The 18,337-nt window shown below is 63.1% G+C and carries 15 protein-coding genes; 5 read left to right on the top strand and 10 right to left on the bottom strand.

Annotated features, from left to right (window positions below; translation table 11 throughout):
• Positions 1–97 precede the first annotated feature (97 nt).
• Positions 98–367: a 30S ribosomal protein S15 gene (gene rpsO / locus AAF184_01630; protein MEO0421004.1), complete on the top strand. Its 270-nt coding sequence runs from the start codon at positions 98–100 to the stop codon at positions 365–367.
• A 108-nt stretch (positions 368–475) separates the two neighbouring features.
• The gene (gene pnp, locus AAF184_01635; protein ID MEO0421005.1) at positions 476–2,563 is read left to right on the top strand and encodes a polyribonucleotide nucleotidyltransferase; all 2,088 of its coding nucleotides are present in this window, start codon (positions 476–478) and stop codon (positions 2,561–2,563) included.
• A 96-nt stretch (positions 2,564–2,659) separates the two neighbouring features.
• On the opposite strand, the gene AAF184_01640 is transcribed toward pnp, so the two are convergent.
• From AAF184_01640 to queF, 5 genes are all read right to left on the bottom strand, one after another.
• Positions 2,660–3,697 carry a hydrolase gene (locus AAF184_01640; GenBank protein ID MEO0421006.1) on the bottom strand — a complete coding sequence of 346 codons (1,038 nt, stop codon included), beginning with the start codon at positions 3,695–3,697 and terminating at the stop codon, positions 2,660–2,662.
• Positions 3,698–3,879: 182 nt separating this feature from the next.
• On the bottom strand, positions 3,880–4,467 hold the full coding sequence (gene phaR / locus AAF184_01645) for a polyhydroxyalkanoate synthesis repressor PhaR (GenBank protein ID MEO0421007.1): 588 nt from the start codon (positions 4,465–4,467) through the stop codon (positions 3,880–3,882).
• 168 nt (positions 4,468–4,635) lie between these two features.
• Positions 4,636–5,568, bottom strand: coding sequence for a tRNA glutamyl-Q(34) synthetase GluQRS (gluQRS, locus tag AAF184_01650; GenBank protein ID MEO0421008.1), 933 nt, complete (start codon positions 5,566–5,568; stop codon positions 4,636–4,638).
• A complete protein-coding gene (gene dksA / locus AAF184_01655; protein MEO0421009.1) occupies positions 5,569–5,976 on the bottom strand; it encodes an RNA polymerase-binding protein DksA in 408 nt (135 codons plus the stop codon).
• A 588-nt stretch (positions 5,977–6,564) separates the two neighbouring features.
• Positions 6,565–6,978, bottom strand: coding sequence for a preQ(1) synthase (gene queF / locus AAF184_01660; GenBank protein ID MEO0421010.1), 414 nt, complete (start codon positions 6,976–6,978; stop codon positions 6,565–6,567).
• A 248-nt stretch (positions 6,979–7,226) separates the two neighbouring features.
• Between queF and smc the strand changes: the two genes are divergently transcribed.
• Genes smc through ligA form a run of 3 tightly spaced genes read left to right on the top strand, consistent with a single transcriptional unit; the run spans position 7,227 to position 13,751 of the window.
• Positions 7,227–10,745, top strand: coding sequence for a chromosome segregation protein SMC (gene smc, locus AAF184_01665; GenBank protein ID MEO0421011.1), 3,519 nt, complete (start codon positions 7,227–7,229; stop codon positions 10,743–10,745).
• Between the two features lie 2 nt (positions 10,746–10,747).
• Positions 10,748–11,641 (top strand): cell division protein ZipA C-terminal FtsZ-binding domain-containing protein, encoded by an 894-nt coding sequence (locus AAF184_01670; protein ID MEO0421012.1) that lies wholly within the window; start codon positions 10,748–10,750, stop codon positions 11,639–11,641.
• 4 nt (positions 11,642–11,645) lie between these two features.
• Positions 11,646–13,751 carry an NAD-dependent DNA ligase LigA gene (gene ligA, locus AAF184_01675; protein MEO0421013.1) on the top strand — a complete coding sequence of 702 codons (2,106 nt, stop codon included), beginning with the start codon at positions 11,646–11,648 and terminating at the stop codon, positions 13,749–13,751.
• Between the two features lie 819 nt (positions 13,752–14,570).
• Here ligA and AAF184_01680 read toward each other — a convergent pair.
• From AAF184_01680 to AAF184_01700, 5 genes are all read right to left on the bottom strand, one after another.
• Positions 14,571–15,011, bottom strand: a complete 441-nt coding sequence (locus AAF184_01680; GenBank protein MEO0421014.1) for a hypothetical protein — start codon at positions 15,009–15,011, stop codon at positions 14,571–14,573.
• 721 nt (positions 15,012–15,732) lie between these two features.
• Positions 15,733–16,608, bottom strand: a complete 876-nt coding sequence (locus AAF184_01685; protein ID MEO0421015.1) for a DUF6502 family protein — start codon at positions 16,606–16,608, stop codon at positions 15,733–15,735.
• Between the two features lie 445 nt (positions 16,609–17,053).
• The gene (locus AAF184_01690) at positions 17,054–17,341 is read right to left on the bottom strand and encodes a BolA family protein (protein ID MEO0421016.1); all 288 of its coding nucleotides are present in this window, start codon (positions 17,339–17,341) and stop codon (positions 17,054–17,056) included.
• The gene (locus AAF184_01695) at positions 17,338–17,637 is read right to left on the bottom strand and encodes a YciI family protein (protein ID MEO0421017.1); all 300 of its coding nucleotides are present in this window, start codon (positions 17,635–17,637) and stop codon (positions 17,338–17,340) included. Before AAF184_01695 ends, AAF184_01690 begins: the two co-directional genes overlap by 4 nt.
• Positions 17,637–18,191: a septation protein A gene (locus AAF184_01700; protein MEO0421018.1), complete on the bottom strand. Its 555-nt coding sequence runs from the start codon at positions 18,189–18,191 to the stop codon at positions 17,637–17,639. The genes AAF184_01695 and AAF184_01700 overlap by 1 nt, the downstream gene beginning before the upstream one ends.
• Positions 18,192–18,337 lie beyond the last annotated feature (146 nt).

The raw sequence follows: 18,337 nt of genomic DNA on the forward strand, positions 1-18,337 counted from the left end.
GCGTGACGCTCAGTGTCCGCGGACGTCCTTAACCGCACTGTCACATGGTAGACTCTGCGCCCGAAATAAAGGGTTAATCAGGAAAGAGCAAAGAGCGATGTCACTCAGTCCAGATCAGAAAGCGCAAATCATCAGTGAGTACGGCCGCGGCGCCGGCGATACCGGATCCGCCGAGGTGCAAGTTGCCCTCCTGTCGGCGCGTATCGAGGGCCTTACCGGCCATTTCGGCGAGCACAAGAAAGACCACCACAGCCGGCGTGGCTTGCTGCGGATGGTCAACCAGCGCCGCAAGCTGCTGGACTACCTGAAGCGCACAGATCCCTCTCGTTACCAGAGCCTCATTCAGCGGCTCGGTTTGCGTCGCTAGCATCATCGCGTCTTCCGTCGCCGGCCTGGGGGGGGCGGCCCGGGCCCGGGCCGCGGCCGACATCTCCTATCGCCCCGGCGGCACATTACAGAGCACAGGTAACAGAGCGTGTTCCAAGCAGTAACCAAATCCTTCCAGTACGGTGATCACACGGTCACCCTCGAGACGGGCGTCATCGCTCGTCAGGCTCACGGCGCAGTGCTCGTGAGCATGTCCGACACCGTGGTGCTGGTCACCGCCGTCGGCTCCAACAGGGGCGAGACCCGCGATTTCTTCCCGTTGACCGTCAACTACGTGGAGAAGACTTACGCAGCTGGCCGCATCCCTGGGGGCTTCTTCAAGCGTGAGGGGCGTCCCACGGAGAAGGAGACCTTGACCAGTCGCTTGATCGATCGCCCGATCCGACCGCTGTGTCCCAAGGGCTTCTTCAACGACGTTCAGGTGATCGCGACGGTGGTCTCGATGAATCCTGAGGTCGACCCGGACATCCCGGCATTGATCGGCGCCTCCGCGGCGTTGTCCCTGTCTGGTCTGCCGTTCCAGGGGCCTATCGGTGCCGCTCGTGTGGGCTACCACAACGGCGAGTACATGGTAAATCCGACCGCACCCAAGCTGGCCGAGTCGGACCTCGATCTAGTCGTCGCCGGCACCTCCAACGCCGTGCTGATGGTGGAGTCCGAGGCCAACTGCCTCTCCGAGGCTGTGATGCTCGGCGCCGTCACCTTCGGGCACGAGCAGATGCAGGTGGCGATCAACGCCATCAACGAGTTAGCAGCCGAGGCAGCTAAGCCGGCGATGGAGTGGAATCCGCCGACGACGGACGAGGCTCTCGACCAGCGTATTCGCGAAGAGGCCAGCAGCGAGATCATCGCCGCTTACCAGATCGCCGAGAAGGGGCAGCGCAAGGATCGTCTGGGAGAGATCAAGGCAGCCTTGGTTGAGAAGCTAACGGCTGAGGAAGGCAACGAGTGGAGCGCCAATACGATCGGCGACCGCTTCGCCAGCCTGGAGAAGCGTACCGTTCGCGATCGCATCCTCGATGGTCAGCCTCGCATCGACGGCCGTGACACCGCCACCGTGCGTCCTATCGACGTGCGCGTGGGTGTGCTGCCCCGTACGCACGGCTCGGCACTCTTCACCCGCGGCGAAACCCAGGCCATCGTGACCACTACCTTGGGCACGGGCCGCGATGCACAGATCATCGACGCCTTGGAGGGCGAGCGCAAAGAGCCCTTCATGCTTCACTACAACTTCCCACCGTTCTGCGTGGGTGAGACCGGCTTCATGTCGGGCCCGAAGCGGCGCGAGATCGGCCACGGCAAGCTTGCCCGCCGCGGCATCCAGGCCGTGCTGCCGGAGATGGAGGGGTTCCCCTACGTCATCCGTGTGGTGTCGGAGATCACCGAGTCCAACGGCTCCAGCTCCATGGCGAGCGTGTGTGGTTCCTCTCTGGCGCTGATGGACGCGGGTGTGCCGATCAAGGCTCCGGTGGCCGGTATCGCCATGGGTCTCATCAAGGAAGGCGATCGCTACCAGGTGCTCACCGACATCCTCGGTGACGAGGATCACCTCGGCGACATGGACTTCAAGGTGGCCGGTACGGAGGGCGGTGTGACCGCTCTGCAGATGGACATCAAGATCGACGGCATCACCGCGGAGATCATGGAGACCGCCCTCGGCCAGGCGCGCGATGCACGCCTGCACATCCTCGGCGAGATGAACAAGGTCATCCCGACCGCTCGCGAGGAGATGTCCGAGTGGGCGCCCACCATCCTCACCTTCAAGATCGATCCCGAGAAGATCCGCGATGTGATCGGTAAGGGCGGTGCGGTTATCCGCGCCATCACCGAAGAGACCGGCACGCAGATCGATATCGAGAACGACGGCTCGGTGAAGATCGCCTCCGTGGACGGTGCATCCGGTAAGGAAGCGCAGCGTCGCATCAAGCAGATCACCGCAGAGGTGGAGGTCGGCAAGATCTACGAGGGCACGGTGGCGCGCCTGATGGACTTCGGCGCTTTCGTGACGATCCTGCCCGGCAAGGATGGCCTCGTGCACATCTCGCAGATCTCCGACGAGCGTGTGGAACGCGTCAGCGACAAGCTGAAGAGCGGTGAGACCGTTCGCGTGAAGGTGCTGGAGGTGGACCGCCAGGGGCGTATCCGTCTGAGCATGCGCGATCTCGACAGCGAGTAGGCTCACACCGACGAGTCTTGCGGCGTAGCGGGTAGCGCTACGCCGCAAACGTAAGAGGCGGTGGCGGCGTTCGCGCGCCACCCGAATACCATTCTCTCAAGTGGCCGAACCCTGGCCTCTCGCCTGAGCCCTCAGATAAGCGGTGATCCGCGGCGTTAGCCAGGATTTCCAAGTCAGACCGCCACTCGTCCCTTGCAGGAACCCCACGTGGCCGCCGTGGGCGGACAGTTCTAGCTCCACAGGGGATGCGAGCTCAGAGGGAGTGGGGATGCCGGCTGGACTCTGAAACGGGTCGTCCGCGGCGTGCAGGATCAGGGTAGGGGTGTCGATGCCCAATAGGTACTGTCGGCAGCTACTCACGGCGTAGTAGTGCTCGGCAGTGCCGAATCCGTGCATGGGTGCCGTGACGAGATCATCGAAGCTCCGCAGATCGCCTACGCGTTTCAGCGCCCCGTAGTCGAAGGGAATCTGGTCAGCTGGCAGGCTGCCGAACTTCTCCACCATCGACTGCTTGAGTCGGCGCAACAGCACCTTGTGGTAGAGCAGGGAGAAGCCACTGGAAATGGACTCACAGGCGTCATCGAGCAGGAAGGGCACGGAGACTGCCACCGCCGCGGCCACGTGTCCTTGCTCATTTTCGGTGCCGAGGTACTTCAGGAGCACGTTTGCACCCAGGGAAAAGCCGACCGCGTAGATCGGGCGTTCGGGAGCTTCGCGATGTAGCTCGCTTACGTAGTGGGCGAAATCCGAGGTATCGCCGGCGTGGTAGCCACGCGGTAGTCGGTTCATCAGGTCGCCGCACCCACGGAAGTGCAGCAGGTGCCCCTCCAACTCGTGCGCCTCGAAGGCCGTGAATAGGTCGCGCGCGTAGGCGGAGTCGTACCCGCCGGCGAGTCCGTGCAGCACGACTACCCGGGGCGGCCGAGAATCGGCCGATGCTGCGCTTATGTTGCGCACAAGACGGACGATATCTCCGTCCGGTAGCTCGTACGCCTCGTCGTGGACTCGTGGCCCTTTGGGCCAACGCAACGGCTTGTTCGCCAGCAGCGTCTGCAGGTGGGCGTTGCGGAGCCAGGAAGGTGGAGAGAAGGGTGGAGGTGCGTTAACCGGGGCAGCTACGGCAGCAGGGTTCAGCGGTTCTTACCAGGGTTTTGAGAAGGCCAAAAAAATCGGCCCCCGCCCGGGAGGGTGGGGGCCGTAGTGGCAAACTCCGAAGAGTTGCCAGTCGGACGCGAATACCTGATGCATGTGCAACAGCAAGGTTGCGACTTAACAATAACCAGTGATTCTGATTATGTCAACGTCGCCTCAGAGCGTCACGACTGGGGCGTAGACTCCGGTTCTGCCGAGCGTTCTGCCGGCTGCGATGCGCTAGGGGCGGCGCCAGCGGTCGTGCCAGGGGCGGCTGCGCCATTACCGTTGGTCGGCGCGTGGCCGTTTTCCTCACCGCGGGCAGGCGTCGCCCACAGGGTGCGGAAGATCTCGTCCTGCACGGACTTCCACCGGGAGTAGTTCTTGAGCGTCAGGTTGGTGACAACGCCCACGGGGTCGATGCCCACCACGCCTTTCACCTTGTCCCGCAGCTGCTGCTGCTGGCTCATGAACATCTTCAGGCTCTGCTCCATGTAGCTCGACACCATGCCCTGCATCGTGCCGCCGTAGGAACGGATCACCTGGGAGAGGAAGTCACGCGAGAAGATGGGCTCGCCCTCGGACTCCTGCTCACTGATGACCTGCAGCAAAATGCTGCGGGTGATATCGGTTTCCGTCTTCTTGTCGATGACGACGAAATCGATCTTCTCGATGACCAACCGACGGATGTCGGCGAGCGTGATGTAGCGGCTTTCTTCCGTGTCGTAGAGTCGGCGATTTGGATACTTTTTAATCGTTCTCGGTTCGCTCATACCGGCAACCTCCCTGGTCCGGTGTGGCATGCCGGACGCTTTGTCATTGGTTCGTGTTAGGACGGGCACGTAAACAACCGTAGGAATGACGCATGGTACTGCGGGCAAATCGAATGTTGCAATGCTCATATAGCACTGAGCCGCGGTGCAACATAGGCGCACATGGCCTCAGATATGACCGGGTTCCCCGGAAATGGCCTGCATTCCTCGCATTGGGCCGACGGACCAGTGCGCGATCGCCCACGTTAGCACCTCCTGGGCGGACGTTCGGCGAAGTTCGCGAGGTGGGTTTTGTTGCAGGAACTGAAGTGCGCGAAAAAGCAGCGGTGCTTCGGGTTCAGCATCAATGGAACTCGCGCCCTCCTGCTTGCTCAGCTTATGGCCATGGGCGTCCAGGGCGATCGGTATGTGCGCATAGGTGGGCATAGCTGCACCGATATGGCGCAGCACGAGCAGCTGGCGAAAGGTCGATGGCAGCAGGTCGACGCCGCGTACGACATCCGTGATGCCCTGGCGTTGGTCGTCGATGGCCACGGCCAGTTGGTAGGCGAAATAGCCATCCCGACGCCGCAGCACGAAATCGCCGAGATCAGTGCTCGGATCTGCCCCCTGAGCACCTTGGATGCGGTCGATGAATCGGATCGGCGCCGGTGACGCGTCGGCGCGAAGGCGCCAGGCGATACCGTCGTGCGAGCCCTCGGCGCCATCGTCGAGCGGGCGCGGTTCGCGGTGGCGGCAGGTGCCCGGATACAGGGGCCCCTCAGTCGTTTGGCTCTTGGCAGCCTTGGCTATCTGAGTACGTGAGCACTCACAGGCGAACAGCGCTCCGGTGGCATGGAGGTCCCGCAAGGCTCTCCAGTAGAGTTGGCTTCGTTCGCTCTGGAAGGTGATCGGGCCATCCCAGTGCAAGCCCAAGCGGTCTAGGGAACGGCGGATGGCGTCCGCCGAGCCAGGTTTCTCACGGGGTGGGTCGATGTTCTCGATCCGAAGGAGCCATTTGCCGCCGGCGGCGCGGGCGTCCAGGAAGCTCGCCAGGGCAGCGACGAGTGAGCCGAAGTGCAGTGCCCCCGTGGGGGAGGGCGCGAATCGTCCGACGTACAATCAGCCCATCTGCCGCTCGCGAATCTCGTCGAGCGTCTTGCAGTCGATGCACAGGGTGGCGGTCGGGCGCGCCTCCAAACGGCGGATCCCGATTTCGATGCCGCAGGTCTCGCAGAAGCCGTACTCGTGGGCCTCCACGTCACCGAGGGCCTCTTCGATCTTCTTGATCAGCTTGCGCTCGCGATCGCGGGTGCGTAGCTCGAGGCTGAACTCGGATTCTTGCGTGGCACGGTCGTTGGGATCGGGAAAGTTGGCTGCTTCGTCCTTCATGTGGTGCACGGTGCGATCGACTTCTTCCATGAGGTCTTTCTTCCATGCGAGCAGGATGTTGCGGAAATGTTCGAGCTGCTGCTCGTTCATGTACTCCTCACCCGGCTCCACCGTGTAGGGGATGATGCCGCCGACCAGGCGGACACCGGGCTTGGGCGGCGGCGGTGCGATGGCCAGCGAATTGTCATTCGACTTCGATGGCTTCGCGGCCCGTGAGATCGGCCGCGGCGTCGCCTTGCGCGGCGGCGCCTTGGCGGCTGCGGCGGGCGCAGGTTTCTTGGCAGGAGCCGCTTTCACCGCTGCTTTCTTTGCTGGGGCGCTGGCAGCTGCCTTGCTGGTGCTCGCCTTGCGAGCGGGTGCCTTCTTAGTAGTGGCCGCCTTCTTGGCGGGTGCCTTCTTCGAGGTCGTTCCCGAAGAGGCCGCTACTTTCTTCTTCTTGGTCGCCGTGGCGGCCTTCTTTTTGGTCGTAGCTTTCTTTTTTGCGGTGGTTTTTTTCGTCGATTTCTCAGATGCCGCTGTCACGTGTGTGCTCCGATCACCGATACCGCCTAGGGCGCGCTTTACGGTCGCGGAGGTGGTCGGCGGCCCCTACGCCCCAGACTGATCAAGGGTGTGACCGCGGCACCTCTGCGGGCTACCAAACCGCCGAGTATAGCGGCAAAGCTAATGGCACGCTACGTTGGTGTCGGATCCAGTCCACAGGACGGGCACGCGCCGTGGCCTCCTTCAGGGCAGTTGCACCGGCGCCGCCGGCTCCCATCCAGACGCGCGATGCTCGACGACGATGCTCGTGTAGATGCCTCCGCGCACGTTGAACTCGCCGGTCACGCGCATGAAACGCGGCGATACGGCGGCCACCAGGTCGGCCAGGATCTTGTTCGTGATCGCCTCGTGGAACGCGCCTTCCTCTCGGTACGACCACATGTAGAGTTTCAAGGACTTGAGCTCCACGCAGCGCTGATCCGGCACGTAGTCGAGGTAGATCGTGGCGAAGTCGGGCTGCCCTGTCTTCGGGCACAGACATGTGAACTCCGGAATCCGCATGTGGATCGTGAAGTCCGACCCCGGGTTTGGGTTGTCGAAGGTGTCCAGCTGCCGGGTCGGCCCGGCGGTCGGTGTCACGGGTGTGGAGTCGCTCATCAAGGTTGCCTCGGAGTTGTGCGGGGCGCGATACTCGACGGCTTGAAACCACGCCGGCGAGGTCTGTCGCGGGCGCACAATCTAAACCACGCCGTTCCTGCACGCCACGGGTCATTCCGGTCGGGCGTCGCAGCGCATGACGCAGCGCGGCATCGCGCCATGCCTCAGGGCGGAAGAGCCAAGGAAGCCACAGTAAACGTGCCGTACCCAATGAATCGTAGAGGTCAGCAAGCGCGACCGAGGTGGCGATGCGCCTGAGTCAGATCAAGCTTGCCGGCTTTAAATCCTTCGTCGATCCGACGGTGCTCAACTTCCCCACCAACCTCACGGGTGTGGTAGGCCCCAATGGTTGCGGTAAGTCGAATGTCATCGACGCCGTGCGTTGGGTGATGGGTGAGAGCTCGGCCAAATACCTGCGCGGGGACTCCCTCGCGGACGTCATTTTCAACGGATCCAGCGCAAGAAAGCCCGTCGGCGTCGCCTCCATTGAGCTCGTATTCGACAACAGTGACGGCGCCATCGGCGGCCAGTACGGCGCCTTCTCGGAAGTGTCCGTCAAGCGCACGCTCTCTCGTGACGGGGTGTCCGTGTACTCGATCAACGGCACCCGCTGTCGCCGTCGAGACATCACCGGCATCTTTCTCGGTACCGGCATGGGACCACGCAGCTACTCGATCATCCAGCAGGGTATGGTTTCCCGCCTGATCGAAGCGCGGCCCGAGGACATGCGCGCCTACCTCGAGGAAGCCGCCGGCATCTCCCGCTACAAGGACAAGCGAAGGGAGACGGAGAACCGCATCCGTCACACGCGCGAGAACCTCGAACGGCTCACCGACCTTCGCGACGAAGTGGACAAGCAGCTAAAGCACCTGCAGCGCCAGGCCCGGGTCGCGGAGCGCTTCAAGGAATACCGCGAGCGCGAGCACAAGCTGCAAGCCGAGCTCGCCTTGCTGCGCCTACGCGAGCTGGACGCCGCCCACGAGCAGCAGCATCTGCAGGTCGAGCAGCACCGGGTGGCCGTGGAAGCGGCGCTCGCTGATCAACGCAATGTCGAGGCGCAGATCGAGGAAGCGCGCGAACGCCAGGCGGAGCGCCAGGAAGAGGCTAACGAGGCGCAGGAGGCATTCTTCAAACACGGCGCCGAGATGGCGCGCATCGAGCAGGAGATCAGCCACGCGCGAGACCTGACCGAGCGGCAGGGCGCGGAGCTCGAGCGCTTGGCGAGTGCGATCGAACAGGTGCAGGGCGATATCGCCACCGACGAGACACAGCTCGCGGCCGGCGCGGAAGAGCTCGAATCGCTCACCCCCGCACTGGAAGCCGCGCGCACCGAAGAGCAGGCCAGCGGTGAGCTCGTTCAGCGCGCCCAAGGTGACCGCGCGGATTGGCAGCACCGTTGGGACGAGTACTCGGGCAAGGCGAGCGCGGCGGCCCGCGCCGTCAGCGTCGAGGCCACCCGGCTCGAGGGGCTGGAGGTGCGTAGCGAGGCGATGCGCCAACGTGCAGATCGTCTGGAGACCTTACGCGCGTCCCTGTCGGTCGCCGAACTCGAGGGCGATGCGCAGCAGGCGGCAAGCGCAGTCGAAGTTGCGCAGAACACGCTCTCGCAGCGACAGGAAGATCTGCGCCAGGCGAGCGAGAAGGTCGAGCGCTGGCGCGCGAAGCAGACCAGCGTTGGCACGGAGCTTCACGACGTGCGCGGCGAGCTCGAATCGGTGAACGGGCAGGTCGCCTCCCTGGAGGCGCTTCAGCAGGCAGCGCTCGGCACGGATGCCCAGTCCGCCAGCCTGCGCTGGCTGCACGAGGGTGGCCTTCGCAACAACCCTCGTCTGGCCCAGCAGCTGCAGGTACAAGCGGGCTGGGAAGGCGCCGTCGAAGCTGTCCTCGGTGAGGGCTTGCAGGCGGTATGCGTCGAAGACCTGGCCGAGCTGGCGCGGCGCGGAAACCTGCCGACCGGCGAGCGCCTCGCGTTGTTTCAACCCGGGAACACACCGTTGCCGTCCGCCTCGGGCGCGCACGGGCTGACGCCCCTCGCGGGTCAGCTGCGTGGCGAGGTGGTGCCGAGTTCTCTTCTGGCCGGCATCTACTGCGCCGATGACCTATCGGAAGCGCTAGCCAAGCAGGCGAGCCTCGCCACCGGTGAGAGCATCATCACCAGATCTGGTGAGTGGCTCGGCCGTGACTGGCTACGCCTCGGCGATTCCGCCGATCCGCGAGCCGGCGTGATCGCTCGTGAGCAACTGCTGCGAGAGCGCCGCGAACAGCAGCAGGCGCTCAGCGAGCAGCGCGCGTCCCTCGAGGCGCAAGCCGCTCGTCTGCGCGACGAGCTGGAATCGGGCGAACGCCAACGGGTGGCTCAGCAGGAGGCGGTCAATGCCGCTCACTCGTTGTTGGCGGAAGGCCGAGGACGGGTCGACGCGTTGGCGTCACGACTCGATCAGATGCGGGAGCAGCTGCAGAGCGTCGAAGCCGAGCTTTCAGAGCTTGGAGAGCAACGGCGCGAACTCACGTACGAGATGGAGCAATGCCGGGAGCGTGCCGACGCCGCAGCTCGCGAGCAGCAGACGCTCGCCGACCAGGAGTCGGAGCTTCGCGAGCAGCGTGAACACATCGATCTGCGCTTGCAGGAGTCGACCGAGCGTGCGAATGGCGACCGTGCCAAGGCGCAGGGGCTGGCACTGCAGGTGGAGGCGCGTTCCTCTCAGCAGAGTTCGTTGAAAGACGCCGTGGGGCGCCTCCAGCAACAGCTCGGCCAGTACCAGGACCGTAGCAGCGCGCTCAAGCAGCAAATGGAGCAGGAGGCTGCGCCCGTACGCGATCTGGAGCAATCGCTTGAGACGCTACTGGAGTCGCGCGGCGGACTCGAACGAGCGCTTACCGAGGCCCGGGAACGGGTGGAGGCCGAAGAGGCCGGGCAGCGCGAACTGCAAGCCAAGCGAAATGAGCACGAGGGTGAGGTGGACCAAGCGCGCACGGCCCTCGAGTCGCAACGCTTGGTCATGCAGGAGATCGTGACCCGCCGCTCCACCTGCGCGGAGGCCTTCGAGCGCTTGGATACCACCGCGGAGGCGATCGCCGAGCAGATGGACGCGGAGCTCACCATCCCAGCCGGCGAGGAGGAACTCGAGAAGATCGAGAAGCGCATTCAGCGCCTCGGGCCGATCAACCTCGCCGCCATCGACGAGTTCCAGACGCAGTCGGAGCGCAAGGAGTACCTCGACTCACAGCACAATGACCTGGAGCAGGCACTCGAGACGCTCGAGACCGCCATGCGCAAGATCGACCGGGAAACCCGCACGCGTTTCAAGGAGACCTTCGATCAGGTGGACGCGGGGCTGAAGAGCATATTCCCGCGGCTCTTCGGCGGCGGGCACGCCTATCTGGAGCTCAGTGATGACGATCTTCTCGCCGCCGGCGTGACCGTCATGGCGAGGCCGCCCGGGAAGCGCAACAGCACGATCCATCTGCTCTCCGGTGGCGAGAAGGCGATGACGGCGGTAGCCCTTATCTTCGCCATCTTCGAGCTGAACCCGGCACCCTTCTGCATGCTCGACGAGGTGGACGCGCCGCTCGATGAGGCCAACGTGGGGCGCTTCTGCGAGATCGTGCGTGAGATGTCCGAGCGGGTGCAGTTCATCTTCATCACTCACAACAAGACCACTATGGAACTCGCCAGCCATCTGTCGGGCGTGACGATGCAAGAACCGGGCGTATCGCGCCTGGTGGCCGTCGATGTCGACGAGGCTGTGAAACTGGCAGCGATGTAGCCATGGCGGAACTGCGTTGGTTGATTGTCCTGTTCGGTGTGCTCTTCGTGGTGGGCGTCTACCTGGCGATGCGTCGGCAGGACAGCCGGCGCGGCCCGAACGTTCGGGCTGGCGAGCGCCAGGAACCCTCGCTCAGCGTGGACGAGGGCGTTGTCGATGATCCGTGGGAGGAGCTGCGCCGAGAGCCAGAACTCACCGATGGGCATGACGTGACGGACGACTTCACCGCCCCCGGCCCCGCCGATCCGGACCGAACGACGCCCGCCTACCTGCGCAAGCGAGAGGAGGCCGAGAATGCAGGTGCGAGCACCGGCGAACTCCCGGTCGTCACGGTGGGAGAGCGGGTTTCTCAGGTGTCTGAAGCAGCCGTTCGCCCGGCACGACGCCCGGCGGAACAGCTCGAACTGGGCGTACCTGACCCGGAGCCGTCGGACCCTGTTGAGGGTGAAGACGAACCGCCTGAAGCGGACATCGAGGAGGTCTTCACGCTTCGTTTGGTGCCGCGTAGCGCGGGCGCCTTCGCGGGCGATGCGGTCGGCCAAGGCCTGCTGACGGCAGGACTCGCCCGCGGTCGCTTCGATATCTTCCACTACCAGCCACCGGGTGCGGCCCAGTCGGTGTTCAGCGTGGCGAACCTGGTCGAGCCCGGTACCTTGCGCGAGGAGGATCTCGCCGGTCAGAGCTTGCCGGGGCTTACCATGTTCATGCTGCTGCCTGGACCCTTGCCAGGGCTGCGTGCTCTGGAGGAGATGATCACCTGCAGCCGGTTGCTCGCCAACTACCTGGACGCAACCGTGCAGGACGACACGGGCGGCTCGCTGACCCGGCAGACGGAAGAGCATCTGAAGGAACGCGTGGTGGACTTCGAGCATCGACGAACCCACGGGGAGCGTTGACCCAGTGGTCTGCGAGGTCGCGCGCGAGCGCGCGCAAGCGCTGCGGCGCGAGCTTGATGAGCACAACTACCGCTACTACGTGCTCGACGATCCCGCCGTCGACGACGCGGTGTACGACGGTCTTATGCGTGAGCTGCAGGCGCTGGAGGCCGAGCACCCGCAGCTAGTCGTTGACGAATCGCCCACCCAACGCGTCGGCGCGAAGCCCGACTCCGCCTTCGCCGAAGTGGAGCATGAGGTGCCCATGCTGTCCCTGGGTAACGCCTTCGATCCGCAAGAGGTGTACGACTTCGACCGGCGCATTCGCCAGCGCCTCGGTCTCCCTGTGCCAACTCAGGAAGAAGGGGAGGGCGATTCCGCCGAGCCTGTAGCGCCAATCGTCTATACGGCTGAGCCGAAGCTCGATGGACTCGCCATCAGCTTGCTCTACGAGCGTGGCCGGCTCGTGCGGGCCGCTACGCGCGGCGATGGCACCGTCGGGGAGGATGTCACCCACAACATTCGCACGTTGCGCAGCGTACCGCTCACGCTTCGCGGCGCACCGCCGATGCGGATGGAGGTGCGCGGTGAGGTCTACATGTCCCGTGAGGGATTCAGTGCGCTCAACGAGAGGCTCGAAGCCGAGGACGCGAAGCAGTACGTCAATCCTCGCAACGCCGCGGCCGGCAGCCTGCGCCAGCTCGACGCCAGCGTCACCGCAACTCGGCCGCTGCTGATGTTCTGCTTCGCCTTGGGCGCTGTCGAAGGCGAGGTGCCCGAGAGCCAGTTCGAGTTGTTGCAGGCCTTGAAGTCCTGGGGGCTTCGCATCGCTCCAGAGGCTCGCCAGGTGCAGGGCGTGGCCGGATGCGTGGCCTTCCACGAGGCTATGGCGGAGCAACGCGAGTCGCTGCCGTACGACATCGACGGCGTCGTGTACAAGGTTGATTCGCTCGCGCAGCAGCGCGCCCTGGGCCAGGTGTCGAGAGCGCCGCGCTGGGCGATCGCCCACAAGTTCCCCGCGCAAGAACGCGCCACGGTGGTGGAGAACGTGGAGTTCCAGGTGGGTCGTACCGGCGCCCTGACGCCAGTCGCGCGCCTAACGCCAGTGTTCGTCGGCGGTGTGACCGTCAGCAACGCTACCCTGCACAACATGGATGAGCTCCAGCGCAAGGATGTGCGCGTCGGCGACACGGTCCTGGTGCGCCGGGCGGGGGATGTGATCCCGGAAGTGGTGAGCGTCGTTGCCGCCCTACGACCACCGGATGCCGCCGAGGTGCAGATGCCCACGCGATGCCCCGTGTGCGACTCCGAGGTGGAGCGCGTCGAGGGCGAGGCCGTGTATCGATGTACAGGGGGACGCTACTGCCCGGCGCAATGGGTGCGCGCCGTGCAGCACTACGCCTCCCGAGGTGCGATGGATATCGCAGGGCTTGGCGATAAGCTCGTGGAGCAGCTCATCGAAGCGGGATTGCTCACCCGTGTGTCCGACCTCTATACGCTATCGGCGGATCAACTCACTGCTCTGGAGCGGATGGGAGAGAAGTCTGCGACCGCCGTCCTCGCGGCCATCGATGCGAGCAAGACCCGGCCATTACCACGCTTACTCAATGCCCTCGGGATCCGAGAGGTCGGTGAGAGCACGGCCGTCGCGCTATCCAGGCAGTTCGGTACGCTCGAGGCCATCATGGATGCCGACCTCGACGCGCTGCAGGAAACGCCAGACGTGGGCCCCATCGTGGCTCAACGTGTCGCCGAGTACTTTGCCAACGACGACAATCGTCAGGAGGTCGCCCGCCTGCTCGAGGTTGGCGTGGCCCCGCCACCCGTACCCGTGGTTCGCGGCGAGGAAGGGGAATCGCTCGATTCGGGGCCACTCACTGGCAAGACGTTTGTGCTGACCGGCACGCTTGGCGGTCGTACGCGCGAAGAAGCAGCCGCTGAGATCACCGCTATTGGCGGAAAGGTCACTGGGACCGTATCGTCCAAGACGGATTACCTGGTCGCCGGCGAGAAGGCAGGCTCCAAGCTCAAGAAGGCCGAGAAGCTAGACATACCTGTCCTCGATGAGGACGGCCTTGAGAAACTGCTCAAGGCAGGAGAACAGCAGCAGGGGGATGGCGACGATGGGTAGTGCGATTCACGAGGCAGTGCTCCAGGCGTGCCGAAACTTCATGATCCCTATCGCAAGGTTCCTGCTACGCAACGGAGTGACGTTCAAGGAGTTCGCGGAGGTGTCGAAGTGGGCCTTCGTGCAGGTGGCGGCGGAGGACTATGGGGCAGGTGAGCGGAAAGCTAGTGTGTCTCGGATTTCGGTGGCTACTGGCCTTAGTAGGAAGGAGGCTACACGCTGCCTAGGGTCGACTTGCAATCAACTCTTGGATCAACTTGACTGGTCGGCGGCTGCACGAGTTCTTCAAGCGTGGCACACGCGTGGTGCATATCTGGATTCTGAGCGCATGGCGAGGCCTCTCGCCGAGTCTGAGTTTCGAAGTCTGGTGCTAACTGCAACCCCTCAGAGCTCAGCAGTAGCCGTTCGGGATGAGCTAGTTCGGAGTGGGAATGCCGTGGTGGGCGAGGATGGTAGCCTTTTGCCTACGAGTCGCTTCTTCGTTCCAGATCCGCGGGACCTAAGGACGATAGAGTATGTCGGTCTGGCGCTGCACAATCTGGCGTCGACCCTCAATAGGAACGCGCTCCCCGGGTCCGAAGAGAAGGCTCGATTCTTTGAGCGCTCAAGTTTCTCTCGGTCCTTACCCAACGTGCTTGTTGAGCAGTTTATGCGGAAATTCTCCGGTTCCGCGAACGAACTGCTCAAGTCGGCTGATGACTGGCTTGGGGCTTTCGAAGACGAGCCTACTCCTGGTTCCGGTATTACCGGTGTCGGTATCTACTTTTTCTCTCAGCCGCATGAGCCACCGGCCCCTCTGTGAGGCCGATGGCTCGCTTGCAGTCAGAATGCAGTCTCGGCTAGAACAATCCCCCCGATAGCCGGTTGCGTGCCCGTAATCGACACCACAGCGAAGGGCGTGATGTCCGTATCGCTATCAGCCGCTGCAATGCTCAACTGAATGCGACCGGCAGTTGCTGAACCAACTGAGTGGTCAATGGCAGATACCACGCTACGAAGAAACACTTTTGTTGCACCCGCGACATATTGGGAGGCGCAGCGCGTGACCGATGTCGCGTACGCGACGCCTTCACCGATCGGGAAACCCTCAACTCGCACGAGGTCACCAATCGAAAGCGTTGCCAGCGCATTGGTTCCGAATCGGATCTTCTGACCGAGGACCCAAACGACATTGCCCTCACCCGAGAGAGCATCTACGCGCCCGATTGCGAGCGTTGCTTCTGCATCTGCTGTCGTCGTGTCGCATGAGCCGGAGACCGCCACTAATGCGACTCTCTCCGCTGAGCTTGGTGTCTCGAAGACCGGTTGGCCTGAGCCGCCGAGTCCCAGCAGCTCCGGGGACGGGGAGGGAGGACTAACTCCAGACCCGCCGAGCCCAAGGAGTTCGGGGGAGGGGGGAGCTACCCCGGATCCGCCAAGCCCAAGGAGTTCCGGGGAAGGGGACCGATCACCGATCCCAGATCCACCTAGCCCAAACTGGCCCGGCGAAGGTGATGGTATGGCTCCTGAGCCACCGAGTCCCAGGAGTTCGGGGGCAGGCGAGGGAATGGCTCCTGAACCTCCGAGTCCGAGTAGTTCCGGAGTGGGTGTCGGGATGGCTCCGGAACCACCAAGTCCAAGAAGCTCGGGTGACGGGGGAGCGATCCTGGAGCCGCCAAGTCCGAACAAACCAGGAGGTGGAGAGGGAGGAGCTACGCCTGATCCACCAAGACCGAATTGTTCCGGTGATGATCCAGGTGAGCCGATCCCAGACCCGCCCAGCCCAAACTGTCCTGGAGTGGGGGATGGGATTGCCCCGGAGCCGCCAAGTCCGAGCAGTTCCGGGGATGCGGACGGTGGGCTAATACCGGAGCCGCCGAGGCCGTACGGCGTATCGAGGCCTGGGAGCTCGGCTGCGTTAGCCGACACAGTAAGGCAGGACGCCGAAGCGATACCCGCGGCGACAACTCGGGTAATCCGATTGTTGGGCACAGAAGCAAACATATTAGTCCTCCTTACCCGACGTCTTCGGATTCGAGTCTTCGTAGAAGTAGACGCCCACTCGAGTGCGAGTGGGCGATGCGTCGGTATCGTCCGAGCTGGTGATCTCGTGAAGTGATAACCAGGTGTCAAGCCTTTCAAGGAAGCGAGAGCCGCCCTCCTTAACGATGTCTCGAAAGTCCTCCATGGCCGCGGGGTCTACCTTGTCGGTAGCTACCCAACGTTCGAATCGCTTAGGTGAGAGTTCGTTGCGCTCAGGGTCGAAGTTGAACTCGATTGTCGACGCTAAGTCGTGCAGCACATCACCCAGGTACTGGGCTTCCATCGGGCTTCGAGTGGCGATGTAGTAACGTGTGAGTACTCGGAAACACCCGTCATCCTGTCGCGCTACTGCTCCGACTCGCTGAAGTTCTTCGAGCATGGCGCGAGCTGGCATGTCCCCGCTGTACCGCTTCACGAGTTCGGAGAAGCTAGGTGAGCCCTCGAACGGCAGATCGACGGGGAAGCCGTATGGACCAGTGAAGTCAGGGTCTTGGTGCCATCCCGAGAGCACTCTGGTGGCGCGGTTCAAATTCGGAGCTGGCGCTACTGTTGTGTCTCCTTCTGAGTCGTTCAGAAAGTCGACGATGCGCTTCACATCCTTACGCGTCAGACCGGTGAGGATGGCGATCCTCGATCCAGAGATCTTCTTGTTTGGAAGCGCGTAGTGGTCGCTCGCGACCTCCACGTACACCTGCTTTAGAACTTCGGCAAACTCGCCAAACGCGACGCCCTGGCGGATGAGCATCTTCACGAGCGGGCGCATGAGCCGCCGGAACGCGGCAAGTACTGAGGACTTATCGCCTGGTAGCTGCTGGTCGGGAATTGACGGCGGGTTCAAGGGATTTCTCCTCGGGTCAAAAACTTGGGCTGTATTGGGAAATATATCCCACAAATGCCGAATCAAGCTTTTGCCGTGAGGCTGAGGAGAACGTTGTTTTTCTTTTCGTTGTTGCTAAGTACGTTGCGCTGCAGCTTTTTTTTAGTCAAACGGAGTCGGCAGCGGGCACTCGATACGCGCCGGTTGGTGTGATTTGTCTAGACAAAAGGATGCAAAAGCCCGCAGCAAATGCGTTGCGTGCTTTACATAATGCTTATTTGGTGTAAAAAAGAGGCCGGCTTCCGTGCCGACCGTAATGCCTCATCGTTTGGGGGATTCTGAGGTAAAAAGAACTGCCTTAGGGGGTAGACATCGGCAGCTCACTATCGAGGTTACTCCTCAGCCCCCGGAAGTCTGTGACCCGTTTCACGTTATTTCGACAAGAAATGCAGCCCAGGTAGGGGCCTTAGGCGACTTCTTGAGGGGTCTTGGCGTCGACCTGGAGGGCGTGAATGTCGGTCTTCATGAGCTCATCGACCAACGAGTAGACCAGCTGGTGACGCTTGATCCGGGTGAGTCCCTCGAATCGCTCGGACACGACACGGACGCGAAAGTGGCCGCGGCCGTCAGCGGCGCCGGGGTGGTTTCGGTGGCGGTGGGAGTCGTCGACGATCTCCAGCGTGACCGCCGCGAGGGGTTCGAGCGCCTCGCGCAGGCGGGTTGGTCGGCTGTCCCGAGCGCTGTCGTCGCTCACGGCAGGACCTTGCGGAAAGGCTTGACCACCACGTCTCGGTAGACGCCGGCCGCTACGTAGGGATCGCTACTCGCCCAGGCACGGGCATCTTCCAAGGAGTCGAAGGACGCGATGATCAAGCTGCCGGTGAAGCCCGACTCCCCAGGGTCCTCGGCGTCGATTGCGGGGTGCGGACCGGCGACGAGCAAGCGGCCCTCGTCCAGCAGCGCTTGCAGGCGCGCCAAGTGCTCCGGGCGGCTGGCCTTGCGGGCTTCGAGGCTTCCCTCGCGGTCAGACCCCATGATGGCGTAGTACATCAGCTCTCCTCCTCGGCTTCCTGTGGCAGGTGTCGCTGCAGCCAAAGGCCCTGCAGCACCATAAACACGAGTGTGAGCCCAAGGGTGCCGAACAGTTTGAAGTTGACCCACGTGGCTTCGGAGAAGTTGTAAACCACCAGGAGGTTCAACCCGCCGAGCACCACGAAGAACACCACCCACGCCGTGTTGAGCTGGCGCCAGATCGCATCCGGAAGCTCGATGGCATCGCCGGCCGCGCGCTCGATCAGGGACTTGCCGGTGAAGAGCTGGCTACCCAGGAAGACGGCGGCAAACAGCCAATCGATGACGGTCGGCTTCCACTTGATGAACAGGTCGTTCTTGAGCACCAGCGTGGCGGTGCCAAGGACGAGCACCAGCGCCGTGCTAATAAGGTGCATACGACTTATGGAGCGGGTCATCGCGTAGCCCACGAGCAGTTGCACCGGCATGGCGATCATCAGCGCCGTCGTTGCTCGGTAGATATCGCCTCCCGGGAGGACATAGCCCAGGAAGAACACCACGATGGGCAGGAAATCGATTAGCGTCTTCAGCATTCTGTTTGCAATAACCGTTCTAAGTCAGAGAGTTACGATGTGGCCCTGGGGGCGCTTCGGCGTGGCTTGGGAGCGCCGGGTTGCGTTTCCGGCCCTGGATGGTATCAAAGAGCTTGGCGGCCGCCCGAGAGCCGCGGGTCACTTGA

The sequence above is a fragment of the Pseudomonadota bacterium genome, assembly GCA_039815145.1.
Lineage (GTDB): Bacteria > Pseudomonadota > Gammaproteobacteria > Steroidobacterales > JBCBZW01 > JBCBZW01.